The organism is Mesobacillus subterraneus (assembly GCF_020524355.2).
GTDB lineage: Bacteria > Bacillota > Bacilli > Bacillales > Cytobacillaceae > Mesobacillus > Mesobacillus subterraneus_C.
The window spans coordinates 2,758,783-2,784,196 of sequence record NZ_CP129019.1 but is presented as its reverse complement, the minus strand read 5'-3'; the positions used below and the strand labels follow the sequence as shown (position 1 = coordinate 2,784,196).

The following is a 25,414-nucleotide window of genomic DNA, read 5'->3' as shown; positions in this document are numbered from 1 at the left end:
GTGCCCCAACTCGGCGGTGAAGCAGGAAACCGGTCACATAAGCAGGATTAATGTGCCCCAACTCGGCGGTGAAGCAGGAAGCCGGTCACAAAAGCGGGATTTATGTGCCCCAACTCGGCAGTGAAGCAGAAAACCGGTCACAAAAACAGGACTTATGTGCCCCAACTCGGCGGTGAAGCAGGAAACCGGTCACAAAAACAGGATTAATGTGCCCCAACTCGGCGTTGAAGCAGGAAACCGGTCACAAAAGCGGGATTTATGTGCCCCAACCCGGCGTTGAAGCAGGAAACCGGTCACAAAAGCGGGATTTATGTGCCCCAACTCGGCGGTGAAACAGGAAACCGGTCACATAAACCAGGATTTATGTGACCCCCATTGTTGGGTCACAACAACTCTGACTCTGCGCCCGCAAAACAGACAAACAGCTGAGTTGCTGAACAGGATTCTTTGGTTAAAATAGGTGGTGCCTAAAAGTTTCATTAATCCTTTGATTACTTTAAAATGGAAGGTATGCTTATTTGTTATAAAAATTGTTCTTTTAAATTGCACATTGGATAGTTGAATTATCCATGGAGCTTCACTATATTTAGGGTGGGACAGACATAACCGTCCGGTCAGTCAGTGTGTTTTACCGCCGAAAGGAGTTAGCTTATGAAAATCAGTAATTTTTCGATTAGAAGGCCTGTTTTTACATTAGTGACCATGTTCCTGGTCCTGATTCTTGGGGTTGTTTCATTGATGAGGATTCCTTTGAAACTAATTCCGGATATAAACCCGCCTGTTGGGGTAGTTGTGACCAATTATCAGGGAGCCAGTCCTGAAGAAGTTCTGGAAAAGGTGACGAAGCCACTTGAGGCTAATTTGGCTACGCTGCCGGGAATCAAGACGATGACTTCTACTTCCCAGGAAGGTGCCAACCTAATCCTGATGCAATTTTCCTGGACAACCAGTATTGATGATATCCAGGATGATGTAATCCAGAGGCTGGATATGACGCCGATTCCAGACGACGCGAATAAGCCGAGATTCATGAAGTTCGATCCGTCTCAATTTCCAGTCATCCAGCTATCATTAAGCTCTGGCCAGGATGAAACTGCGCTAAGGGAGCTGGCGGAAGAGCTAGAACTAGAGCTTACCAAGGTTGATGGGGTCGCAAGTGTCAATTTATCGGGTACCTCCGTACAGGAAGTAAGGGTGGAACTCGACCAGGAAAAGTTAAAGGATTACAAGCTTAGCCAGTCCGATATTGTCGATTTGATAAGGGCTAATGATGTATCGATGCCTGGCGATACGATTTTGACAGATGGCAAAGAACTGACAACAAGGATCATCAGTTCTTTGGATTCATTAGATACATTAAAGAACCTGACAGTATTCAACAATCCGGTAACAAATCAGAAAATCAAACTAGAGGACGTCGGAACCGTTGAGCTGAAAAAACAGGATGACAATACGATTACAAGGACGAATCAAACTCCTTCAGTGCTGTTGAGTGTCCTGCAGCAATCGGATGCCAACACGGCAGAGGTTTCTGAAGCGTTTCTCGAAGAGTTGGAGACTTTGCTTGAAAGAGATAAATACGCTGGGATAGAGTCAGAGGTACTCTTTGACCAGGGAGATTATATCAAAATGGCAATCGGAAATATTTCAAACTCCCTGATTGTCGGGGGATTGCTTGCGATGGCGGTTCTGTTCTTCTTCCTTAGAAATGTAAAGAGTCCGCTTATCATCGGGATTGCCATTCCATATTCCGTCATCTTCACCTTCGTATTGATGTTCTTTGCTGATTTCACATTGAATATCATGACCCTTGGGGGACTGGCACTCGGAATCGGAATGCTGGTGGATAATGCTATTGTTGTTATCGAGAATATATATCGCCATCTTTCAATGGGCAAGGATCCGAAAATAGCGGCAAGGGATGGAGCTAAGGAAGTAGGAGCTGCCATTACTGCGTCAACTTTGACCACTGTAGCAGTGTTTTTGCCAGTTGTCTTCATCTCTGGGATCATCGGCGAGCTGTTTACAGAGTTCGCTTTGACGATTTCATTCAGTTTATTTGCTTCCTTGGTGGTTGCATTGACCGTTGTCCCAATGTTAGCGAGCAGGCTGTTGAAGGCACCAAAGAAAAATATCGAAGCAAGAAGGCAGCGTTCAGGCTCATTGAGGGGATTGGAAAAATCGGTTAGATGGGCGCTGCGCCATCGATTCATCGTCATTCTAATCACTTTGCTGATGCTGGTCGGAGGCGGATATGGAGTGACTACAGTTGGCACTCAGTTCATCCCTCCTACGGATGAAGGATTCTTCAGCATCAGGGTGAATCTCGAAAACGGGGCTGCTCTTTCTGAAACACAAAAGGTCATGGCTGCTCTCGAAGATAAATTGAAAGATGAAGAAGAGGTCGATGTTTATGTAAGCCTGGTTGGTACTACACAAGAGGCTTCATTCAGAGGCACGACAAATGCCAATGTTGGTGAATTGTATGTAAAAATGGATGAGCTTGAAGAACGGGAAATCAGTACTTTCCAGTTTGTCGATGATGTAAAAAAAAGAGCTGGAACAAGCAGCGGCAAATGCAAACAGCAGTGCTGAACTAGGTTTTAATATGCAGTCTACATCCGGGTCTGCTCCGAACACCCTGACTTTCAATGTTAGAGATTCCAGTGAAATGCGGCTGAATGAGTCGGTTGATAGAATATATGAATCACTGACGGAGCTCGAAGATGTCAATGAACTGAGTACAAGCCTGAATGATACTGTTGAGGAAATCCAGATTACGGTTGACAGGGAAAAAGCACTGGCGCAGGGACTGGCACCAGCACAAATTGCCATGATTGTTAACAATGTCACTCGAGGGGATATGGCAACGCAAATGCCAGGCGAAGATGGAGAAATTCTTGGTGTTTATGTCGAGTATGATCGTGAAGTAACAAAGAATATCGATGAGCTGAAAAAGCTTTTGATCAAGAAGCCTGACGGTAATTATGTTACTCTTGGCCAGGTTGCCAATATTGAGACCGGGAGTGGTCCTGTCCGAATCCAACGGATCAATCAGCAAGGTGCAGTGGAATTCACAATGAAATATAAATCATCAACGAACCTTGGTGATATTTCCAAAAAGGTGGATGAGAGGATAGCTGAGCTTGATTTGCCAGAAGAAACTGAAGTTGTCTTCAGTGGAGACAGAGAGCTTCTAGAATCATCAATTGATGATCTTGTACTGGCTTTCGTTCTGGCTATCATCTTGATCTATCTCGTCATGGCGGCCCAATTTGAGTCACTGAAGTATCCATTTGTCATCATGTTCACGGTTCCGCTGATGGTAATAGGTGTCGCTCTGGCGCTGACGGCAACGGGAACACCAGTAAGCTTGACAGTGGTCATCGGTATCATTGTACTTGCAGGTATCGTTGTAAACAATGCGATTGTAATCGTTGACTATATCAACCAGAAGAAAGAACGTGGTTTGATACCGCACGAAGCTATTGTCCTATCGGTAAAAGACAGGGCACGGCCTATCCTGATGACAGCTTTGACGACTATCCTTGGACTTCTCCCGCTTGCCCTTGGCATCGGGGAAGGAACTGAAATCAACCAGCCGATGGGAATTACAGTGATTGGCGGACTGATCAGCAGTACATTCCTGACCCTGTTTGTCATTCCGGTGGTCTATAGCTTCTTTGACAAAGATTATAGAAGAAGAAATAAAATGTATGCGACACCAGATGGGCATCTTGTACCAGCCTATCTGCTAAAAGACCATACAGAAACAGATTATGAAACGGGAACAGAAGAGGGCCACACATATTTCCAAAAGGGAAAATACACGAAAGAAGAAATGGCCGGTATGTTAGAAGAGCTCCTTCAACGCGTAAAAGAAGAAGAAGATACAAATCAGGATTTTAGAAGAAGAAGATAATGCGAGAGGCCTGGCTGAGATGAGCCAGGTCTCTTTTTGCGAAGACATTGGCCTCCAATATAAACGGGGAGTTTCACTGAAGTATATTGCAGCCTTCGACATTTATCGTATTTTTCAGAATAGTCAGCAAAGTAATTGCGATTGTATACGCTTACCGTTAAAATATAGCTAATTAACGGTGAGGAGGACATTCATGGAGTACGGGTACTTTTTTACAGGATTTCCGGGATTCATCAGCAATCAATTGATTAGGGAAGTTTTACGGAAAAATGATGGTAAAGGAAAGATTCATGTTTTGGTGTTGCCTAATATGGTTGATAAGGCAGAGACTGAGAGAGCAAAAATCGTTGAGGATTTTAACCTGTCTGAAAGCCAGTTTGAGATTATCAAAGGCGATATTACAATATCAGCCCTGGCGATTGACCAGGAAAAGCAAGCACAGCTTGAGTCAACTGTAACGCATGTCTTCCATCTTGCAGCTGTATATGACCTTGCGGTTCCAAAGGAAATTGCTTATCGTGTGAATGTAGATGGAACAAGGTTCGTGAATGAATGGGCGAAAACCTTAAGAAATCTTAAGCGCTATACGTATTTCAGCACTGGATACGTTGCAGGCAAGCGGGAAGGTATATTGTATGAGGATGAATTGATCGAGCCTCCAGGTTTCAAAAACTTCTATGAAGAGACCAAGTATGAAGCTGAAGTCCTCGTAGAGTCATTGAAGTCAGAGATTCCTGTCACCATCATCAGGCCAGGAATTGTAAAAGGTCATTCCGGAACAGGAGAAACCATTAAGTTCGATAGCCCGTATTTCATCATGAATTTCATCGACCGCCTCAGCTTCATGCCATTCTTGCCAAAGCTTGGAAAAGGGGATACTGTTGTCAATCTGGTTCCAGTGGATTATATTATTGAGGCGACAACCTATTTAACCTTTGCTGATAAGGGAACAGGGAAAACCTATCATCTTACGGATCCTAAACCATACAAAGTGTCTGAGCTATATGAAATGATGATGTACGAATTGCTGAAGAGACAGCCTAAAGGTTCTGTACCACTGTCACTGGCAAAAGGAGGACTCAATTTCAGAATGCTCAGGAGGTATCTTGGAGTTGAAAAGGAAGCACTTGACTATTTTATATGGAGAGGCCATTTTGATTCTTCCCAGGCACAGGATGACTTAAAGGATTCAGGAATCACATGCCCGGATTTCAAAGAAGGGATTGCTTCTATGGCGGCTTTCTATCTAGAAAATAAAAATAATCCTCAATACCAAATAAACATTATATAAAACTTTAATTATTGGCAGGTGAATGAATGTGCATTCAGTTGAAGAAGTGCAAAAGATGTCGGTTATGGCACCAGCAACAGGGGAGATTATTGCCGAAATCGAGGAGACGCCTGTCCATGAAGTTCCATTCTTCTATCAGGAGGCGAGGAAGGCTTTTGGGGCTTGGAGCAGTCTTGCCATTTCTGAGCGTACCGGATATTTAAGAAAGCTGAAGCAGCTGATGGTCGATGAAATGGATGAAATTGCAAAAATCATCTCAGCTGATACTGGTAAGGTATTGACAGAGTCAATTGTAGCAGATATCATGCCTACACTTGATGCGATCGACCATATAATTAAACATGCTGAAAAGGCACTTAGCAGGCAAAAGGTGAAAACACCATTATTGTTAATCGGTAAAAAATCCTTTATTGAATATATGCCACGTGGTGTCGTACTTGTCATTTCTCCCTGGAATTATCCGCTGCAGCTGGCGATGGTACCGATGATCAGCGCTCTGGCTGGAGGCAATTCTGTCATCCTGAAGCCATCAGAGGTAACTCCGCTTGTTGGTAAATGCATCGAAGACTTGTTCCGACGCTCAGGGTTCCCTGAAGGAACAGTACAGGTAGCGCATGGCGGCAAGGAAGTTGGCGCTGCTTTTACTTCGGGTAAGCCAGATTACATCTTCTTTACAGGCTCTGTCCGTACAGGGAAAATCATCCAGCAGCAGGCTGCGAAGGATTTGATTCCAACAACTCTGGAGCTCGGCGGCAAGGATCCGATGATTGTTTTTGAAGATGCCAATCTCGACAGGGCAGTTAAGGCAGCGGCATGGGGTGCCTTTACAAACAGCGGTCAGGTTTGTATGAGTGCTGAGCGGTTATATGTTGAAAGGTCAATATATGGGAAGTTCCTTGAAAAATTGAAAAAAGAAGTCAATTCCCTTCATCAAGGGAACGATATAAATTCTGATGTCGGTTCAATGACTTTTCCTGCCCAGAAAGACGTGGTGAGAGAACAGCTGAATGAAGCACTTGAACGGGGAGCGAAGTTGGAAACTGGATTGAAACCTTCTGATTGGAAGGGAGACATGTTCCTGCCGCTTACCATTATCACAGAAGTCGAGCAAGACATGAAAATCATCCAGGAAGAATCTTTCGGCCCATTGCTTCCTGTTGTTCCATTCGATACAGAAGAAGAAGCGATAGCATTTGCTAATGGAACCGTGTATGGCCTGAATGCAAGTGTCTGGACCCAGGATAAAGTGAAGGCACGTCGTGTCTCTTCCAGGCTTGTGTCTGGAGCTGTCGTTATTAATGATGTCCTCATTACCGTAGCCAACCATGGTCTTCCTTTTGGGGGAACCAAGGAAAGCGGCATTGGCCGTTATCATTCTGAGGCCGGCTTGAGAATCTTTTGTCATGAAAAAGCAATCATGGAAGACATGGGTTTCATGAAATCTGAAATTCAATGGTATCCGTATAAAGGGAAATATCCATTGTTCCTGAATTTATTTAAAAGCTATTTTGCCGAGAAAAAAAGATTGGCTCACTTTTGCTAAAAACTATATCGCCCTCTTGAAAAGCAACAAATAATTTTCGACCGTCCCAGTACTAGGGGCGGTTTAATTAATTTTGACATTTTTTTCTATTTACCTTCTTAGTATTCCATTGTTGAGAAATCTGGATTAAGTCATTCATATGAAATATATTTAACAATTAACTGGAAAAATGATAATTCGAAGCACAATTTGGACAATCTAAAACAAGTAGTGAAATACGAAGGATCAGAAAGAATAGATTCCGGTGATCTTTTGACACTGTGAAGAATTCAGCACTCATAAAGGTACCAATAATATGACTAAAGGATGAAACGTGACGTGGCGATTAAAAAGAACTTAACCAAACTAGAAGCGGTAATGTGGAGCATCGCACTGCCAGGTTTTCCCCAGCTACTGACGGGAAACCTTGTAAAGGGCATTTTATTTGTCCTCCTTGAGTTCCTTGTTAACGTTAATAGTAATTTTAATAAAGGAATAATGTATAGCTTCCTCGGGGAGACAGAAAAGGCTATGCATGTAATGGACTACCAGTGGCTGATGTTTTACCCATGTTTATACATGTTCGCCATGTGGGATGCGTATAGAAGCGTAATGCCGGAGGAAGAGAAGATCACCTTTTTGCCTTTTGCGTTTTCTGCCTATTTCGTAACAGTTGGGCTGATGATATCACCGAAGGTAAAAATCTTTGGCGTATTTCCAGGGCCAGTTTTCCTTCCAATGCTCTTTGTCATTCCTGGAGTGCTTACTGGATTCTTGATAAGGAAGCTATTGCTTAAGTTTTATTACAACTAGAATGGCCAGATCTTATTGCATATTTTAACAATGCCTATCTTGCTGGGAGAATTCTTAAATGTAATTTCATCCAGCTGGGTTGGTCATTCATACTAACTACTTTCAATAAGTCAGTACATGATGGGAAGATTCCAGACTTCAGTAGAAACTGTCTTGCTCAAATTTTTCAAAAACTAAGAATCCATTTAAAACCTTACATATCAACAATATTTGTAGTGCTTCGGTCATATTTTGACTGAAGTGTTTATTTTTTTTTTTTAAAACCCCCATAACATTGTAAGCGCAAACGTAACCTTGTAGTGATTAAAGCGGCCGCTCCAAAAACATACGAGGTGAACTGAGGATGAAGAAACTTTCTAACCAAGAGATGAAAAAAATCGCCAAAAGTACATTGGCATTAGTGCTTGCTGGAACATTTGCCTTTTCGCCAGTTGCAATGGCAGAAGATAATAATTCTGAGCTTGAAACGGTAGAATTGCAAAATGTCAGCCCCGAAGAGCTTGAAGAAGCAAAAACACAGGTCGATGAACTCGAAGAAACGAACCCATCTTTGATTCCTGGTGACTTCTTCTACTTTGCTAAAATCGCACTTGAGAAAATAAGGCTTGCTTTTACATTTGATAATTCTAAAGAAGCAGAATTGCTTGCTACATATGCAGCAGAACGCCTCCAAGAGGCAGGTGCTTTGTTCGCTGAGGGAAAAGAAGACGAAGCCCTTGAGGTAATCGAAGCTGCTTTGCAATACATGGAATCTTCACAGGAAATTGTGGATGAAGAAGGTTCAGAAGATGAGGCTGCTGATACAGAAGAAGCTGGTTCAGCATCTGATGAAGACACAGAGGAAGCAGATTCTGAAGAATCGACTGAAGATGGAGAAGAGTCTGCTGACGATGCTCTAGCTGAAGAGCCAGGTGATGAAGACGCAGAAGAAGGGTCTGAGGAAGAAGAAGTTGTAAGTGAAGATCCTTTCGAACAGATTGAAGGAATGCTCAGACAGAATATCATTGCATTAAAAGCTGCCATGGAACACGTCGGCAATGAAAATGCAAGAGCAAAACTTCAAAAGAACATTGACAAAACATACGCTAAGATGGCAAAGAAATTGGCTAAATTAGAAGAAAAATATGCTGAGCATCCTGTTGAGGACGAAGATACACAAACAACTGAGCCAGTAGAACTAGAACCAATCGTTGAGTCAGATCTGCTGCCTGCTGATGAAACACCAGTTGTTGAAGAGTCTGCTGACGAAACAATGCCTGTAAATGATGACACAGCAGTAGTACCAGTAGTGGCACCAAAAGCAGAAAAAGAAAAAGCTAAACAAGAGCGTAAAGTACAAAAGGCTGTTGAAAAACAGGACCGCAAGGAAGCTAAACAGCAAAAGAAAGAAGAAAAGCATCAGGCTAAGCAAGATAAGAAACAAGATAAGAATTCAAAGAAACACGAAAATAAAGGCAATGAAAATGGCAAAGGAAACGGTAACAGCAAAGGCAATGATAAAAACTAATTCATAATGAACAATAGACTAAGAAAAGGTAGCCTTAAGTGGCTATCTTTTCACTGCCTACCCACAAAAAGATAAATTGACAGTCATGATATAATGTGGGGAGAAAAGAGGTGAGGCTATTGCTAAGTTTATTGTTCATGGCAAAGAAAAAGCGCAGGCCACTGGAAGAAACTGTAGAGAAAATTCACCAGGGGGATGCAGCTTTAAGAGAAGAATTAATAGATTCTTATAAGCCATTTATAGCGAAAACTGTTTCGTCTGTCTGTAAGAGATACATACATGAATCGGACGATGAATTTAGCATTAGCCTTATTGCTTTTAATGAGGCTATCGATAAATATTCATCTGAAAAAGGGAATTCATTATTAAGTTTTGCAGAAGTAATGATTAAGCGGAGGGTAATTGATTATATCCGTCAGCAGAGCCGGAATCAAAACCTGAGCTTCCATATATCGAATGATCCGAGTGAGGAAGAACAACAGAGGTCGACTATTGAGGATGAACTTTCTCTTGATGACTTCCGAAGAAAGACCGAGCAGGAACTAAGAAGAGAAGAAATTATTCAATTTCAGGCAGTATTAAAAGATTTTGATCTATCTTTCCAGGATCTGCTCGAGCAGTCACCCAAGCATGCAGATGCCCGCAAAAATGCGATGCTTGTTGCAAAGGCAATGGTTGATAACGAGGAATTAAAAAATTTGCTTCTCGATAAAAAGCGCTTGCCAATCAAGCAATTGGAAGACATGGTCAAAGTCAGCAGAAAAACCATAGAGAGAAACAGAAAATATATTATTGCAATTGCACTTATTTTAATTGGGGATTATGTATATTTAAAGGATTATATTAAAGGGGTGTTAGAGACATGAGAAAAGGGGTAATCCTTGAAATCAATGATTTTTACCTAACATTGTTGACCCCCGAAGGCGAGTTTTTACGTGCCCGAAAGCTTCAACAAGATTATCAGGTAGGAGAAGAAATTCATTTTTTTCCAGAAACGCTAACTGTTAAAAAGAAAAGATTCAATCTTTCTTTACTAAATAGCTTTAAAGCACGGAGTATTGCGCTGGCAGCAATTTTTATGCTTGCCATGACCGCGTTAGTTCCTGCGTATCAAAACGGACAGGTATACGCATATATGTCCATTGATGTGAATCCAAGCATTGAACTGGCAGTCAATGATGATTTAAAGGTCCTCCGTATGAAAGGATACAATCCTGAAGGGGAAGAAATCATTGCGGAATTAAAAGACTGGAAAAAGAAAGATGCAGCTTTGGTTGCAGAGATGATCATTGAGGAAATAAAAGATGAAGGTTTCTTCAAACAAAAAAATGACGTTGTCATCTCGACAGTTCATAATAAGAAATCAAAAGAATCTGTTGACCAAAAACTAGAAAAGAAGATTTCTGAAATAAAAAAATCAACTCAAATTGAAAAATTGAATATTAAGGTTATGGAAGCAACAGTTGAAGACAGAGAGAAGGCACAAAAGCAGGGTGTTACTACTGGTGTCTACAAAGAAAAGCAAAAGGATACTGCTAAGCCTGCTGAAAAGGAACAGGCCAAACCAGAGCCAGCAAAGAAAGATCCTGCTCCTGCTGTTGTCCCACAGCCTGAAAAGAAGCAACCGCCAGGTCAGGTTAAGAAAATAGATCCTAAGGTTCCAAAAGTACAACCGAACAAGCCGGAACACCCTGCAAAAGATAAGGCTAAGGTAAATAACAATTCCGGAAAGAACGGTAATGGCAAGGCGAACCACAAGAATGGGCAGGGAAACAACAACCGTACTGATAAAGGCAATAGCAATAAAAATGGGCAGATCAACAAACAAACTAAAGATGAAAAAAAGTCTAACAACCAACAAGCCCCTAGAAATGACAACAGGGGGCAATCTGGGAAAAATAAAGACAATCCTACTAAGAAATAATGAATTGTAAAAAGTCCGGAATGCATTCCGGACTTTTTTCCATGTCCATATTCAATTGTTTATCGAGATTTGGATAGGCTAAATATCAAAGCTGCTCTATCAATTTATTGCTTGTTTTGACCAGAGAGCTGTGCTTGTGCTTGCTGAACAAGGCGTTTAGTGATTTCTCCTCCGACTGAGCCATTTGCTCTTGAAACTGTATCGGATCCAAGATTCACTCCAAATTCCTGAGCGATCTCATATTTAACCTGGTCCATGAACTGTTCCACACCAGGAACCAGCAATTTATTAGAATTACGAGCCATCAATATCAACTCCTCTGTTAGTATACAGAGAAAAATTTCTCTGTACAGATAGTTTGAACATTGCAGGTGAATTCATAAGTGGTAATGTTTTATACTTTTGGATAATGTTTACCGGATTTTTGCTCTGTAAGTTCCAGCGGTCATGTGAAAAAACTGTAGATTCTTGCTAAAGTGGCAAACTACTGGAAAACTGCAAGAAAGTACTTTATTAATGTGATGATATTCTTTATCATAGGTATGTAAATGAATCGGGGCTGAAAGGAAGCAATTATGTGGATTAATATTAGAAGAAGATTGAACAAATTATCTCCTGCACAAATTATCGTAGCTTATTATTTGATTGCGGTAATTGTCTCGATGAGCTTATTAAGTTTGCCTATTGCCATACAGCCCGGGGCAAAATGGTCTTTCATGGATGCGTTATTCACTGCCGCAAGTGCTGTCAGTGTTACGGGACTTTCAGTAATAACGGTACGCGATACTTTTACTGTACCGGGAATCTTTATCCTCATGTTCGTCCTTCAATTCGGCGGGATTGGAGTCATGGCGCTTGGCACGTTCTTCTGGTTAATTATTAGGAAGAAAATTGGGCTGAAGGAACGAAGGTTAATCATGATGGACCAGAACCAGACTTCTATGTCAGGGCTGGTGAAGATGCTGAAGGAAATCCTGGTCATTATTGTTATCATTGAATTAATTGGTGCACTGCTATTAGGATTATATTTCTTAAAATACTTTCCGACATGGCAAGAAGCTTTTCTTCATGGTTTGTTTGCATCTATCAGTGCTACTACCAATGGAGGCTTTGATATTACTGGTGCCTCGCTAATCCCTTATGCACAGGATTATTTTGTAGTTACGATTAATATGCTCTTGATTACGCTTGGTGCAATTGGTTTCCCAGTGTTGGTTGAATTGAAGAGCTTCCTCTTCAGAAACAAAAAAAGTGGTCCTTTCCGTTTTTCACTATTTCTTAAGATTACGACTCTTACGTTCCTTGGCCTCCTTATCTTTGGAACGGTTGCAATATGGGCACTGGAATATAATCATTTCTTATCCGATAAATCGCTGTTGGATTCATTCTTCTATGCTTTTTTCCAGTCCACGACAACCAGAAGCGGCGGATTGGCGACAATGGATGTGAATGATTTTACTGACCCTACCTTATTCCTGATGGCAGCTTTGATGTTTATCGGGGCATCACCAAGTTCGGTCGGGGGGAGGGATTCGAACAACAACTTTTGCGATTAATCTCTTGTTCCTTTACCACTTTGCAAGAGGAAGACGAGCTATCAGGATTTTTAACAGAGAACTGCACCAGGAAGATATCATCAAGTCTTTGGTTGTTACCATCATGGCTGTACTCATATGTTTCTTTGCAGTCCTTATTCTCATGGTTACGGAGAATCAGTCGCTATTGCCTATCATCTTTGAAGTTGCATCTGCTTTCGGAACAACAGGCTTATCCATGGGCATCACACCAGAGCTCTCAACAATCGGAAAAATGGTCCTAATCATTTTGATGTTCATCGGAAGAGTAGGAGTCATATCCTTTCTGTTGATCATTGGCGGCAAAACAGAAAAAGAAAGCATCCATTATCCAAAGGAACGCGTGATTATTGGTTAATGTCAAAAAAAATCCGGGAGTACATCCCGGATTTTTTGCATTTTATTTATAAAAATATTGTTTCGGTTATCTTAATCCTGGTCTTTGCTGACATCTTTAGTAGGGTGCATGAAAGGATAGGACTGCGGTTTTCGCTTTTCCTCAAGAAGATCCCTGTTTTCCGATGTGTTCCATCCTATATCATTCGTAGGGTGCACCCATTCATCGCCAGCCATGATTGCTGGGTCCGTCTCATCAGTCCAGTTTTCAAGCGGTGAGTTTTCAGATGCGTAAAGACTGTCTCCAATGATGACTCCATGCTCATTCTTGAATGGAGCTTCCATTTCGATTCCTGTATCTTTAAAGCTTGGAGCATTGATTTGATGAGGCAAAGTTTCCTCTATATCCAATGCTTTTAGCTCCCGGTCTTTTTTTACCATTTCAGCTCCTCCTTTTTGAGCTTATTTTTTGTCTTATGCCGTATTTTATTAGGTAGTTCCTTTTGTAAAATTAGGTAATCAAATCAGTACATAGCAAATCCGTGATTGAAAAAAATAGTAGTATGGAGGTGGTTAGAATGGCTAAACGGAAGGCAGAAAGAAATGCTGTGGCTAAATATACAAATACACCTAAGAAGAATCTTCAGGAAAGCGAATTTTCTGCGGAGTTTGCTCATGGGGAAGACCCAGGCAAATTTGCAAACAGAAATTCAAAGCAGGGCAGGAAAGGAAGAGCATGATGAAAAAACATGAAGGTCGGCATCAGAAGCCAATGAACGTTGAGTTCGGCATGGAGTTTGGAGACATTAATGCAGGGAAGTTATATGATATACCTTTTGCTGGAAAAAAGGCGAAACGCAAAGCAAATAAAGACTGTAAATAATAAGGGTTTGAGTCAAAATGAAAAGCCGGCTGTATTAAGCCGGCTTTCCATCTTGCCCTTTAAAAGTGAAAAATTGTGGATGATCCAATTTTGAATCAAAATAAACAAGCATGTATGAAGGGGAGTACTCAATTTCTCCATTTTCAATAAACTTTTCGAGGTCAATCGAGATATCCTCAAGCAGAGTATGCTTATATAAATCTTTTTCACTGATATTTAATTCGAGGAACTTATCGCCAAGGACATCTGGGTTCTGAATGATACCACGGTACAACTCAGATCGCTCCTGCTTGTCCAGGCGCAGTTCCCACCAAGGCTTGCGTGGCTTATGTTTCATGCTTGCAAGGTAATCATACTTCATCAAGCTCTCAATCGCTGCTAAGTTGTCCACGCCTTTTTCCTGAAGAAAATGGAACAGTCTTTTGAACAGGTCTTCGAGCTGATGGCCAATCCGTGACCATCCTCTTGTCTCCCAATAAGAGCCGAAATCCTGGAAGAAATCAAATGGTGAAGGGAAAACTTTGGTAACAAGATATTCAACGGTAAGATCCATCCGGTGGTCATTCCAATATTTTTCAAGTACATCTTCCACCTGCTTGATTTTGATGATGTCATTGAAATCAAGGACATTATTCCCGAGGATTTCATATGGTGAATGATCCATATAAACATAATTATGCTGCTCAGCCCGCAGCCTCAAACCCGTCCCTCTCAGCATCTTCAGGAAGCCAAGCTGCAATTCTTCGGGCCGCATTGCAAACACATCATTAAATGTTTTTTTGAACGAGTGGTAATCTTCTTCGGGTAAACCAGCAATTAAGTCAAGGTGCTGGTCAATCTTGGAGCCTTCCTTGACCATCGTCACAGTGCGCTTTAACTTTTCGAAATTCTGTTTTCTCATCACCAATTCATTTGTATAATCATTAGTCGACTGAACGCCAATTTCAAAACGGAATAATCCTGCAGGGGCTTCCTGGTTCAAGAATTCGATGACCTCAGGACGCATAATATCAGCCGTGATTTCGAATTGGAACACAGTCCCAGGAAGATGCTCATCAATTAGGAACCGGAACATTTCCATAGCATAGCTTCGACTAATATTGAATGTCCTGTCGACGAATTTAATTGTCTTCGCACCATTTGCCATTAAATAACGGATATCATCCTTGATTTTTTCCCTGTCGAAGTAGCGGACTCCGACTTCAATGGAGGAAAGACAAAACTGGCAGCTGAAAGGACAGCCGCGGCTTGTTTCGAGATAAGTTACCCTTTTTGCAAGATGCGGGAGATCTTCTTCAAAACGATAAGGAGAGGGAAGTTCTTTTAAATCCAGTTTATTTTGTTGAGCATTCATTAAGATGTTCTCGTCTTTTCGATAAGCAATTCCAGGAACCTCTGTAAAACCGTCTCCGGAAGCCAGTGCTGAAAGAAGCTGCTTGAATGTCTGTTCACCCTCACCGATGACGATGAAGTCAAACTCTGCAACTTCTTTCATCCAATCCTGAACGTCATACGTAACCTCTGGCCCCCCTGCAATAATTTGAATCGCAGGGTTGATTTTTTTGATCATCTTAATGACTTTGATAGTTTCTTCAATGTTCCAAATATAGCAGCTGAATCCAATGACATCAGGCTGCTTTTGAATTAAATCTGAGACAATGTTGATAACAGGGTCTTTGATTGTGTACTCGACCAGATTTACATCATACTCAGGCTGGGCATATGCCTTAAGGTACCTGATCGCAAGGTTTGTGTGTATATATTTCGCGTTAAGCGTTGTTAAAACAATATTCATTAAAAAATCTCCTTTATAAAAATCCAGCAGCAAATCAACTTATAATTATATCTCAGTTTGGTCAAAAAAGACAGGTTGAATGCATTTGAAGGTGATGAAAAGGGTTCAGCATTTCCGGAGGAGTCTTCGGGACTTCAGCTCCAATCAGCATGGAGAGAGCGATTTAATAGAAGGCATAGAAAAAAGAGACTGTGGTAATCTTGTATACCTGTAAACAGTCTCTTTTTTCTCTACAATTTTATTTTTCTAATTACTCAATAGCTTCCTTCTATAAAATCTCAGGATCGCCGCAAACCGGGTTTTAAGGCGGTTGATTCTTGAAGTTTTAAACTCGATCAGTGGTTGTGCTAATGCTGCTGCATACTTGCTGGACAACAGGAAAGTCAAGAGCAGTGCGATGACTGCCAGCAAAAGGATGCGTTCAGGACTATGGAAGAAGTGCTGAACTTCGCTTTCGCGGAAGGTTCGTACAAAAAAACCGTGAAGCAGATATACGTACAATGTATTTTTTCCGAGGTCTGTAAAGAAATATTGCTTCTTCGGCACGATTGTCAAGAAGCTGAACACCATCAGCAAGCTTAATAAGTAAAAGCCTAGTCGTGTGAACATGCTTGATAACGAAGCTGCTTCCATCAATGAGTAAGGTTTGGAACCAAGAAGCCATTTATAGTCGATATCTGGATTGAAATAAAATCCTAAAAATACGATGGCGAAAGCTACAAGTGCTCCAACTTTGAAAGCTGGCCTTGTCAGTGTTTTAATATGTTCCTTTGTCAAATGGTACCCAAACAGGAACAATGGAAAGAAGACAAAGGTCCTTGAAAGACTCAAGTAGTTGGAGATCCAATCAATATATCCGACACCTAAACCTAATCCAAAAGCAATCAGCAGTCCAATGGGTGCATTAATTTTTGAGAAACCGATCAGCATGATGTTCCAGCAGAATAAACTGATTAAAAACCATAAAGACCAATGCGGGTTAAGCGGATCCATCGTAAAAGTCGATTTGCTGTAAAGGAAATAATAGAAAATAGAATAGATCAGCTGAAAAATAAAATATGGCAGTATTAACTTCTTGGCAATTTTCATTACATAGCCTTTTTGATTGAAGCCTCTAGCAAAAAATCCAGAAACTAGGATAAAGGCCGGCATATGGAATGTATAAATGACTTTATAAACATTATAAATCGTTTCATTGTCTTCAATGAACGAGCGCAAAAGATGGCCAAATACGACGAAAAAAATCAAGATGAACTTAGCATTGTCAAAGTAGTAATCTCGTTGTTTCATAGTTCCTCCCTTAATTAGAGACCCCCCAAAATACTAACCCTCTTTTACCCCGGCTAGGATAATTACAAACTAGGTTAATTGCTCAAAATTAAGGAATATAATCCTAAATCAGGAATAATCATTTCTGTACTATTACAATTTTATCTCTGTTATATAAAAGTTTTTCATTATAACATACGGCTTCAGCTCTATATTTTTGGGTGTGTTTCAATAAATAAGTCCAAATGTTTGATATATGTCACAGCTTAATAATTGTAAATTCTATAAAATTGTTAGTGGGGAATGTTTTAAAGTCAGTTACCTTTACAACCAAATTGGGGAGGGAGATTATGTCTATCTTACCGAAAAAGAATGAATTAGGGTTTTATGAGATAAGGCTTGAATCAATTGGAGGGCTTGGTGCAAACCTTGCAGGAAAGATGCTTGCGGAAGCAGGTGTCCTCGGTCTTGGTTTGAACGGTTCCAACTTTTCTTCTTATGGATCGGAGAAAAAAGGATCACCGGTGAAAAGTTTTGTCCGTTTCTGTGAACCTGAAACTGAGATCAGGGTCCACAGTCCGATAGAAGAGCCGCATGTGGTCGGTGTATTCCATGAGGCACTTTATAAAATGGTCGATGTAGTCAGCGGGTTGCGCCCAGACGGAATCCTTCTGGTGAATTCGACTAGAGATTTTGACGACATAAAAAACGATCTTCATTTAGAGCATGGAACACTGGCAATAGTTGACGCGCTATCGATCGCCGTCGAGGAGAAAACAAAAGTAAATACAGCGATGCTTGGAGCATTATACCGCATCATAGATTTCCTTGACCCAGAAGCGATGAAAAATGTTATTCGCAAGACTTTCGAAAAGAAATATCCTCATTTAGTTGAGCCGAACATCAGAACGTTCGAGAGAGGCTACAATGATGTTCAGTTCAAAACGTACGCTCCAGAAGAAGGAGCAATGGGCAAAGAATTCCAGCGTCCAATGCCGCTTCTTGGCTATGAAACGCAGGAGATTGGCGGAGTGATTACAGCTCAGGCAAATAGTATTCTCAAAGACTTGAGTGGTTCCAGACAGGGATTCCTCCCGCAATTCAATCAGCAGGAATGCATCAACTGCGCTGCTTGTGATACTGCATGCCCCGATTACTGTTTTGTATGGGAAGAAGGAGAGGACAAACGCGGCAGAAAACAAATGTTCCTTAAGGGCATTGATTATCAATATTGCAAAGGCTGCCTGAAGTGTGTTGAAGCATGTCCAACTAATGCCTTGAGCGAGCTGAGAGAAATGATCGGCTATGCTGAGGAGAACCAAGTAAAACATAACTATCCTTATGTGACTGGAGGGGTTTCTTAATGTCCGTTCTTGAAGAAAATGTAAAGGCAATGAGTACAGCAGAACAGGTGACAACCTTTGAATCGGGAAATGAAATGGCGGCAATGGCTGCAGCTCAGATTAACTATCATATCATGGGCTATTTTCCGATTACCCCTTCAACAGAAGTTGCTCAATACCTGGATATGATGAAATCCAGAGGGGAGCATGATATTAAATTGATTCCTGCTGATGGTGAACATGGTTCCGCGGGAATCTGTTATGGTGCTGCAGCAACGGGAGCCCGCGTGTTCAACGCAACAAGCGCAAACGGGTTAATGTATATGCTTGAGCAGCTTCCGGTTCAATCTGGTACACGTTATCCAATGGTCTTGAACCTGGTAACTCGTTCCATCAGTGGTCCGTTGGATATCCGCGGAGACCATTCAGATTTGTATTTTGCGCTTAATACGGGTTGGGTAATCCTAACTGCCAGGACACCACAGGCTGTTTACGATATGAATATTATGGCGCTGAAAATTGCCGAGCACTCAGAAGTACGCCTTCCGGTCATGGTCGCTTATGATGGTTTCTTTACATCCCACCAAAAGCGCAAAGTGAACTTTTTCAAGGATCGGGCTGTAGTCCAGAGATTTGTTGGCGAGGCGCCGACAGAGTACAATTTCGCCAGAGATCCAAAGAAACCGTTGACAATCGGAGCGCATATGAATGGCGACGACTTGATGAACAACCACTTCCAGCAATCAGAAGCGATGTACAAAGCGAAAGATGTTTATAAAGAAGTGGCTGCAGAATACGCGAAACTATCAGGACGGAACTATGAAATTCTTGATCTTTATCAAATGGAAGATGCTGACGTAGCTTTGTTCCTTTTGAACTCTGCGGCAGAGTCTGCCAAGGATGTTGTAGACAGGCTTCGTGAGAAAGGAATCAAGGCTGGTGTCATCAGCCCTAATATCATCAGACCATTCCCTGCACAGGAAATCAGGGAAGCACTGAAGAATGTCAAATCACTTCTCGTCGGTGAGCGTGCTGATTCCTACGGCGGACATGGGCCTAACCTGACACATGAAATTAAGTCCGCGCTGCAGGAAGACAGAAACAATGTAACTATCGTCCAAAGCAGGGTGTTTGGACTTGGCGGCAAAGATTTCTATGCAGATGATGCCGAAGCGTTTTTCAGCATGGCGATTGACGCTATGGAAAAAGGATACGCAGAAAAGCCATTCGACTACTATGGACATGTTGCCGGTGATCCAGGAAAAGCATTGAAGCAGGTCATTGAACCACAGCATGGGAATGTCTATAATTCAGGACTTATCCAGGTAACAAGAGATGAAGAAAAGAATAAACTGAATGTCAAAATCCCTCCACTAAGAGCTTTGACGTCCAAGCCGAAACGGATTGCATCAGTCCATGGAGCATGTCCAGGCTGCGGAATCTTCGGCGGTCTGGAACTATTCTTTAAAGGGATTGAAGGAGATCTCGTCATTCTTTTCCAAACGGGCTGTGCTTACGTCGTGACAACAGCGTATCCGCATACATCCCATAAGCAGACGACGATCCATAACCTGTTCCAGAACGGTGCGGCAACACTATCCGGAACACTTGAGGCATTCCTTGAACTAAAGCGCCGCGGTGAAATCGAAGTGTCAGCAGATGCTACCTTCGTAATGGTGACCGGTGATGGAGGTATGGACATCGGCATGGGATCGGCAATCGGCACTGCACTTCGCGGACACAAGCTAATTATGCTTGAGTACGATAACGAGGGGTATATGAATACAGGTTCCCAACTTTCATACTCCACTCCTTTTAGCCACATGACTAGTACATCAAACGTCGGCAAGGCACAAAAGGGTAAAGCGTTCCACCATAAGGATACAGCCCAAATCATGGCTTCAACCAATATTCCTTATGTATTCACAGGAACAGAAGCATTCCCGCAGGACCTTGTTAAAAAGGCGGCGAAAGCACAGTGGTATGCGCAAAATGTAGGAACTGTATACGGGAAGCTTTTGATAACTTGCCCGCTCAACTGGAAATCGGAAGACCGCTTTGGCCAGACAATTGTCGAGGCCGCTGTGAATTCGAATTTCTTCCCGTTATACGAAGTGGAGCAAGGTGTCACTAATATCACTTACGATCCAGAAGCGAAAAACAAGAAGATTCAATTGGCAGATTGGTTGAAATATATGGGTAAAACCAAGCATCTGTTAACAGAAGAAAATAAAGGTATGCTCGTGGAGTTTGAAGAAGAAGTTGAAAAAAGGTGGCAGCGCCTGAAGGCTAAGCACGAAAACGAATATCTTTAAAACAGAGAAGCCAGGGAAACCTGGCTTCTTTTCATATAAACTTGTAAGAGATAGCTGTATCCACCTTATGAAAGGTACCCTTTTGCAACTGATTGATAGGCTATAATGGTACCATTCGTGAAAAGAGAGACCCTTTTATGCAGCTATTGGGGTCGCCATAAGGGTACCATTCGCCAGGAAGGATCCCGATTGTAGCATAGTAGCTCCACATAAGGTTAATTTCAATTGGAAATTTAGCAGTTCTTCAGGAAAATAATCCCGTTTTTAGAGGGATTCTTACCTATTATGTAGAAATTACTAGAAAAATGGGAATCCGACAAGGAGGCTTTCTGGTGAGTAGTGCTAACATTGCAGATGAGATTAAGGCACTGAAAGAGAAAATAGCCGCTTTAGAACGAGAAAATTCCTCTTTAAAAGAGTGGAAGCATAAGCAGCAGAGGGTAGCCACTGACTGTTTTGTTCAAATGATCCCAGCTGGTCCAGCAGCAAGTTTTGAAGCAAGGTTCATTGAGGACGAAGGCTTGTTAAAAAACTTCTTCCTCGAAACACTGGATGGCATTGTGTTTTGGGGCAAGTGTGGACAAATCATTGCTGTTAACGAAGCAACCTGCAAGATTTTCGGGCTCGCTCAAGAAGAGATGTTAAAGCTTAAAATTTCAGACCTAATATATCAAAATGATGAGAAATATAGTGAGATGAAACAACTGATTAATGAAAAAGGTGCGCTGCGCGATGAAGCGTTCTTTCTGCTGCCAAATGGAGAAACGAAACTTCTGGAATTTACTGTTAAGCTCAATACGGGCGATGGCTATCATATGACTATAGTTCGGGACGCAAGTGAGCGTTACCATATGGAACAAAAGCTTAGGAGAAGCGAGGAGCGATTTAGGAGGATTTTTGAGGGGTCGATTGAGGGAATGATACTTTGGGATAAAAATTGCAAACACTATGAAATTAATCCCTCTGGAATGGCAAAACTAGAATTAACGCCAGAAGACCTGGATAAGAAAAACTTTCGCAAGCTTTTCATAGATCTTGGACTTTCTGAAGAATTTATTGATGCAAAAGTGCAAGCACTTCCTCGCAAAGGAAGACTAGATGGAAGAATTACCATTCCATATGAAGAAGGCAGGAAGAAGCACTTTGAATACTCTGTCAAGCACCAATTGGTCGAAAACTTGAATCTTATTGTTTTCAGGAATATCACTGAAAAAATAGATATGGAAGCTCAGCTGCATAAATCAGATACGCTTAATATGCTGGGTGAGCTGGCAGCGGGTATTGCCCATGAAATCCGCAATCCAATGACTGCGCTAAAAGGGTTCATCCAACTGCTCGAAAATAGTACAGGCGATGCTTATACACTATATTTTCAGGTAATCAAGACTGAACTCCAAAGAATCGATTCGATCATCAACGAGTTTCTCATTTTGGCCAAACCTCAGTCAATAAAATATGAGACTACCGATATTTCAAAAATAATGAATGAAACAGTGGCCCTTCTTACTGCGCAGGCTGTGCTACATGATGTGGAGATTAAAACTTTATATGATGATGATTTGCCCAAACTTCTGTGTGAACCGAATCAATTAAAGAAGGTCTTTATTAATATTATAAAAAACGCGATAGAAGTAATGCCTAAGGGCGGCTTAATCAGTGTGACGGTCAGCCAGGCACCAGGAAACAGGATACATATATGCATCCAGGATGAAGGAGAAGGAATTCCCACTGAAAAGATTAAAAAGCTTGGAGAACCTTTTTACACAACCAAGGAAAGAGGTACAGGCCTCGGCTTGATGGTTAGCTTCAAAATCATTGAAGAACATGGTGGCACAATTGAAATTGAGAGCAAAGTCGGGGACGGCACATTATTCCATATTTATCTGCCATTAACCAGGGAAATGTCTGATTAAATTCAATCAGGCGTTTTTTTTTAGAGCTAAGTATGAAACAGTCATTAAAAACCGTGTAATGTTTTCAAATTTTTACTTATCCTCCTTTTAAAATAGTGAACGATGTATTATATTAGACGTATAGCTAATTAGATATATATCAAATAAGTGTAAATGGAGTGGTTTTATGCAGCTGGATAAAATTGTCGCTTTTCATAAGGCAATGGGGGACCCAACAAGGATAAGGATAGTGGCTTTGCTAGCAAACGGGCCGCGCTTCATGGCCAGGCAATTGCCGGAAAGCTTGGACTTACCCCGCCGACAATCACACATCATATCAAAAAATTAAGGGATATCAATGTGATTTTCGAGCGCAGAGACAAGAACACGATTTATTTTCACTTAAATGAGTCATTAATCAAGGAACAGGCGAAAACGCTTGACAAATTGATCGAGAAAAAGGAAGGGGAAGTAGAAGCAATGATCGAGCAAAATATTGAAAGACAAAAGGTTATTGAGAATTTCTTTACAAAAGACGGAAAATTAAAGAACATTCCAGCGCAACGGAAGAAGAAGCTGATGGTATTTGAATATATGGTCCGTGGGTTGAAAGCCGGAAAGAAATATCCAGAAAAGGAATTGAACGAATATATCATGAAGTTCCATGAGGACTATGCGACAATCAGAAGGGAATTCATCATCAATCATTATATGTATCGTGAAAATGCGATTTATGAATTGAATCCTGAAGAAATGTGGGCAAAACCGGAATGATTTGTATAAAGCCAAAACCGCCTGAGACAATGTCTTAGGCGGTTTTTTTGTTGTTAAGGAAAATATAAAATAATTTAATAACTACATGAAGTTTTCTTAATCCAGCTCAAGCGCCTTGCTCCTCGAGGCGCTTGCGCTTTTTATTCTTGATAGACATCAATACAATTCAGGCCTTCGATCTGTAAAGATAGGAATTTTGCTTCTAGCTTCCTTAACCTCGCCAAGATCGATTTCTGCTATGAGGATTTCTTCTTCTTCCCCACCCTCTGCAATCACGTCCCCCCATGGGCCAATGACCATAGAATGGCCAGCGAATTTATTATTGGGGTCTGAGCCGGTCCGGTTGCAGGCTATCACAAAGCATTGATTCTCAATTGCACGGGCGATGAGCAAAGCTCGCCAGTGTTCTAAGCGCTGGATTGGCCACTCAGCAACTACGAACAACGCTTCGACTCCCTGGAGTGCATGGGCACGGACCCATTCTGGGAACCTGATATCATAGCAAATCAGCCCGGCAAATTTTTGGCCATCTAAAGAAAACAATCCTTTTTCCTTGCCAGCAGCCAGGTATAGATGCTCATCCATGAGCTTGAACAAATGGAGCTTGCTGTACAATCCTGCCTGTTCACCGTTTTTGTCGAATACAAGCAGTGTATTTTCAATGCCTTTTTCGGTTTTATTAGCAACAGAACCGCCAATAAAGTGGGAAGAATATTTCTCAGCTGCATCCTTGAAAAACACTTTAGCTTCTTTTGCTTCTTCTTCTGCAGTGTCTTTTAATTGATCGAGATCATATCCGGTAGTCCATAGCTCCGGAAGGACAATGATATCAGGTTTTTGAGCATTTGCCTTGTCAATCAGTTCGGAGGCTTTTTTATAATTTTGCTCAGGATTCCCAAAGACAATGTCCATTTGCAAGCATGCTATTTTATATTTCATCATTCATCACCGCCATACTTTCTGAAAATTATATCTTTACAAGTTACTATTTACGTTATATCATTTGTGACTAGAATTTCAAATTAAAATTTTTACATACTAATATATTTTCTAAGCAGGTGAGAAAATGGAATTTTCACAATCAAATTTATTGAAAAGCCTGCCCAAGCAGTTTTTTGCTTCACTCGTGCAAAAAGTGGGCATATATACTGAAAAAGGGGCAGACGTTATAAATCTTGGACAGGGAAACCCTGACCAGCCGACACCACAGCACATCGTTGAAAAGTTGAAGCAAGCTGGAGAAAACCCAGCTAATCATAAGTATTCGCCGTTTAGGGGATTGAGCTCATTAAAAGAAGCTGCAGCAGGTTTTTATAAAAGGGAGTATGGAGTCAATCTTGACCCAGAAGAAGAAATTGCCATCCTATTTGGTGGCAAGGCTGGCCTCGTTGAAATTCCTCAATGTTTGTTGAATCCGGGGGACACAATCCTTGTTCCTGACCCCGGCTATCCTGACTACATATCTGGAGTTGAACTTGCAAAGGCAAAGATGGTGACAATGCCATTAAAAGAGGAGAATGAGTTTCTGCCTGATTATGCCTTATTAAGTGCAGACGATTTGGAACAAGCAAAACTGATGTTTCTCAACTACCCAAATAATCCTACTGGCGCAGTGGCGCATCAGGAATTTTTTGATCAGACAATCGAGCTGGCCCGAAAAAATGAAATTTGTGTTGTCCATGATTTCGCGTATGGAGCGATTGGCTTTGAAGGAAAAAGACCACAAAGCTTTTTACAGTCAGAGGGTGCCAGAGAGGTTGGAATTGAAATTTATACGCTTTCAAAAACGTATAATATGGCTGGTTGGCGTGTTGGCTTTGCAGCGGGGAACAAGAGCGTGATTGCTGCAATTAACTTGCTTCAGGACCATATGTATGTCAGCTTGTTTGGTGCTGTTCAGGAAGCTGCAGCAGAAGCATTACTAGGGCCGCAAGAATGTGTGGCTGATTTGAATGATTTATACGAATCAAGAAGAAATGTCCTTATTGACGGATTGAAAAATATTGGCTGGCACGTCACTGCTCCAAAAGGTTCGTTTTTTGCCTGGCTTAAGGTTCCGGAACAATTCACTTCGGTTGAATTTGCAGATTTTTTACTTGAAAAAGCACATATAGCAGTTGCTCCAGGTGTTGGGTTTGGTGAACATGGAGAGGGCTTTGTGAGGGTTGGCTTACTGAGTTCTGAGGCAAGATTGCAAGAAGCTGTCAGCAGAATAGAAAGCTTGGGAATTTTCAAAAAATAGTTGACATTGAAT

The 25,414-nt window shown here is 41.5% G+C and carries 17 protein-coding genes and 3 pseudogenes; 15 read left to right on the top strand and 5 right to left on the bottom strand.

Annotation, left to right across the window (positions count from 1 at the left end; translation table 11 throughout):
* Positions 1-651: 651 nt before the first annotated feature.
* The 7 genes and pseudogenes from LC048_RS14505 (at position 652) to LC048_RS14475 (ending at position 10,979) form a co-directional block, all read left to right on the top strand.
* Positions 652-3,922, top strand: a pseudogene (locus LC048_RS14505) (efflux RND transporter permease subunit).
* 193 nt (positions 3,923-4,115) lie between these two features.
* The gene (locus LC048_RS14500; RefSeq protein ID WP_306047978.1) at positions 4,116-5,213 is read left to right on the top strand and encodes an SDR family oxidoreductase; all 1,098 of its coding nucleotides are present in this window, start codon (positions 4,116-4,118) and stop codon (positions 5,211-5,213) included.
* 28 nt (positions 5,214-5,241) lie between these two features.
* Positions 5,242-6,756 (top strand): aldehyde dehydrogenase family protein, encoded by a 1,515-nt coding sequence (locus LC048_RS14495; protein ID WP_306047977.1) that lies wholly within the window; start codon positions 5,242-5,244, stop codon positions 6,754-6,756.
* A 357-nt stretch (positions 6,757-7,113) separates the two neighbouring features.
* Positions 7,114-7,548, top strand: a complete 435-nt coding sequence (locus LC048_RS14490; protein WP_226600393.1) for a hypothetical protein — start codon at positions 7,114-7,116, stop codon at positions 7,546-7,548.
* Between the two features lie 343 nt (positions 7,549-7,891).
* On the top strand, positions 7,892-9,055 hold the full coding sequence (locus tag LC048_RS14485; protein ID WP_226600314.1) for a DUF5667 domain-containing protein: 1,164 nt from the start codon (positions 7,892-7,894) through the stop codon (positions 9,053-9,055).
* Positions 9,056-9,174: 119 nt separating this feature from the next.
* On the top strand, positions 9,175-9,921 hold the full coding sequence (gene sigI / locus LC048_RS14480) for an RNA polymerase sigma factor SigI (RefSeq protein WP_306047976.1): 747 nt from the start codon (positions 9,175-9,177) through the stop codon (positions 9,919-9,921).
* Complete coding sequence (locus LC048_RS14475; protein WP_226600316.1) at positions 9,918-10,979, top strand: anti-sigma factor domain-containing protein; 1,062 nt, start codon at positions 9,918-9,920, stop codon at positions 10,977-10,979. Before sigI ends, LC048_RS14475 begins: the two co-directional genes overlap by 4 nt.
* Positions 10,980-11,083: 104 nt before the next feature.
* On the opposite strand, the gene LC048_RS14470 is transcribed toward LC048_RS14475, so the two are convergent.
* Positions 11,084-11,284: an alpha/beta-type small acid-soluble spore protein gene (locus tag LC048_RS14470; RefSeq protein ID WP_192472658.1), complete on the bottom strand. Its 201-nt coding sequence runs from the start codon at positions 11,282-11,284 to the stop codon at positions 11,084-11,086.
* A 270-nt stretch (positions 11,285-11,554) separates the two neighbouring features.
* On the opposite strand from LC048_RS14470, the pseudogene LC048_RS14465 reads away from it, so the two are divergent.
* A pseudogene (locus LC048_RS14465) lies at positions 11,555-12,911 on the top strand (TrkH family potassium uptake protein).
* A gap of 71 nt (positions 12,912-12,982) precedes the next feature.
* Here LC048_RS14465 and LC048_RS14460 read toward each other — a convergent pair.
* A complete protein-coding gene (locus tag LC048_RS14460) occupies positions 12,983-13,330 on the bottom strand; it encodes a DUF3905 domain-containing protein (protein WP_306047975.1) in 348 nt (115 codons plus the stop codon).
* Positions 13,331-13,467: 137 nt separating this feature from the next.
* On the opposite strand from LC048_RS14460, the gene LC048_RS14455 reads away from it, so the two are divergent.
* Positions 13,468-13,629 (top strand): hypothetical protein, encoded by a 162-nt coding sequence (locus LC048_RS14455; RefSeq protein WP_186326636.1) that lies wholly within the window; start codon positions 13,468-13,470, stop codon positions 13,627-13,629.
* Entirely contained in the window at positions 13,626-13,772 is a 147-nt protein-coding gene (locus LC048_RS14450; protein WP_226600319.1) for a hypothetical protein, read from the top strand. The genes LC048_RS14455 and LC048_RS14450 overlap by 4 nt, the downstream gene beginning before the upstream one ends.
* Before the next feature lie 34 nt (positions 13,773-13,806).
* Here the strand turns inward: LC048_RS14450 and LC048_RS14445 are convergent, their stop codons facing one another.
* Positions 13,807-15,567 carry a B12-binding domain-containing radical SAM protein gene (locus LC048_RS14445; protein ID WP_226600320.1) on the bottom strand — a complete coding sequence of 587 codons (1,761 nt, stop codon included), beginning with the start codon at positions 15,565-15,567 and terminating at the stop codon, positions 13,807-13,809.
* Between the two features lie 246 nt (positions 15,568-15,813).
* Positions 15,814-16,857, bottom strand: a complete 1,044-nt coding sequence (locus LC048_RS14440; RefSeq protein ID WP_226600321.1) for an acyltransferase family protein — start codon at positions 16,855-16,857, stop codon at positions 15,814-15,816.
* A gap of 329 nt (positions 16,858-17,186) precedes the next feature.
* Between LC048_RS14440 and LC048_RS14435 the strand changes: the two genes are divergently transcribed.
* The 4 genes and pseudogenes from LC048_RS14435 (at position 17,187) to LC048_RS14420 (ending at position 23,160) form a co-directional block, all read left to right on the top strand.
* Entirely contained in the window at positions 17,187-18,200 is a 1,014-nt protein-coding gene (locus tag LC048_RS14435; RefSeq protein WP_226600322.1) for a 2-oxoacid:acceptor oxidoreductase family protein, read from the top strand.
* Positions 18,200-20,494, top strand: coding sequence for a transketolase C-terminal domain-containing protein (locus LC048_RS14430; RefSeq protein WP_306047974.1), 2,295 nt, complete (start codon positions 18,200-18,202; stop codon positions 20,492-20,494). Before LC048_RS14435 ends, LC048_RS14430 begins: the two co-directional genes overlap by 1 nt.
* A 332-nt stretch (positions 20,495-20,826) precedes the next feature.
* Positions 20,827-22,407: a PAS domain-containing sensor histidine kinase gene (locus tag LC048_RS14425; RefSeq protein WP_226600324.1), complete on the top strand. Its 1,581-nt coding sequence runs from the start codon at positions 20,827-20,829 to the stop codon at positions 22,405-22,407.
* A gap of 166 nt (positions 22,408-22,573) precedes the next feature.
* Positions 22,574-23,160: pseudogene (locus LC048_RS14420) on the top strand (DUF2087 domain-containing protein).
* Between the two features lie 156 nt (positions 23,161-23,316).
* On the opposite strand, the gene LC048_RS14415 reads toward LC048_RS14420, so the two are convergent.
* Positions 23,317-24,099 (bottom strand): carbon-nitrogen family hydrolase, encoded by a 783-nt coding sequence (locus LC048_RS14415; RefSeq protein WP_226600394.1) that lies wholly within the window; start codon positions 24,097-24,099, stop codon positions 23,317-23,319.
* A gap of 127 nt (positions 24,100-24,226) precedes the next feature.
* Between LC048_RS14415 and LC048_RS14410 the strand changes: the two genes are divergently transcribed.
* On the top strand, positions 24,227-25,402 hold the full coding sequence (locus LC048_RS14410) for a pyridoxal phosphate-dependent aminotransferase (protein ID WP_226600326.1): 1,176 nt from the start codon (positions 24,227-24,229) through the stop codon (positions 25,400-25,402).
* Positions 25,403-25,414: the final 12 nt, after the last annotated feature.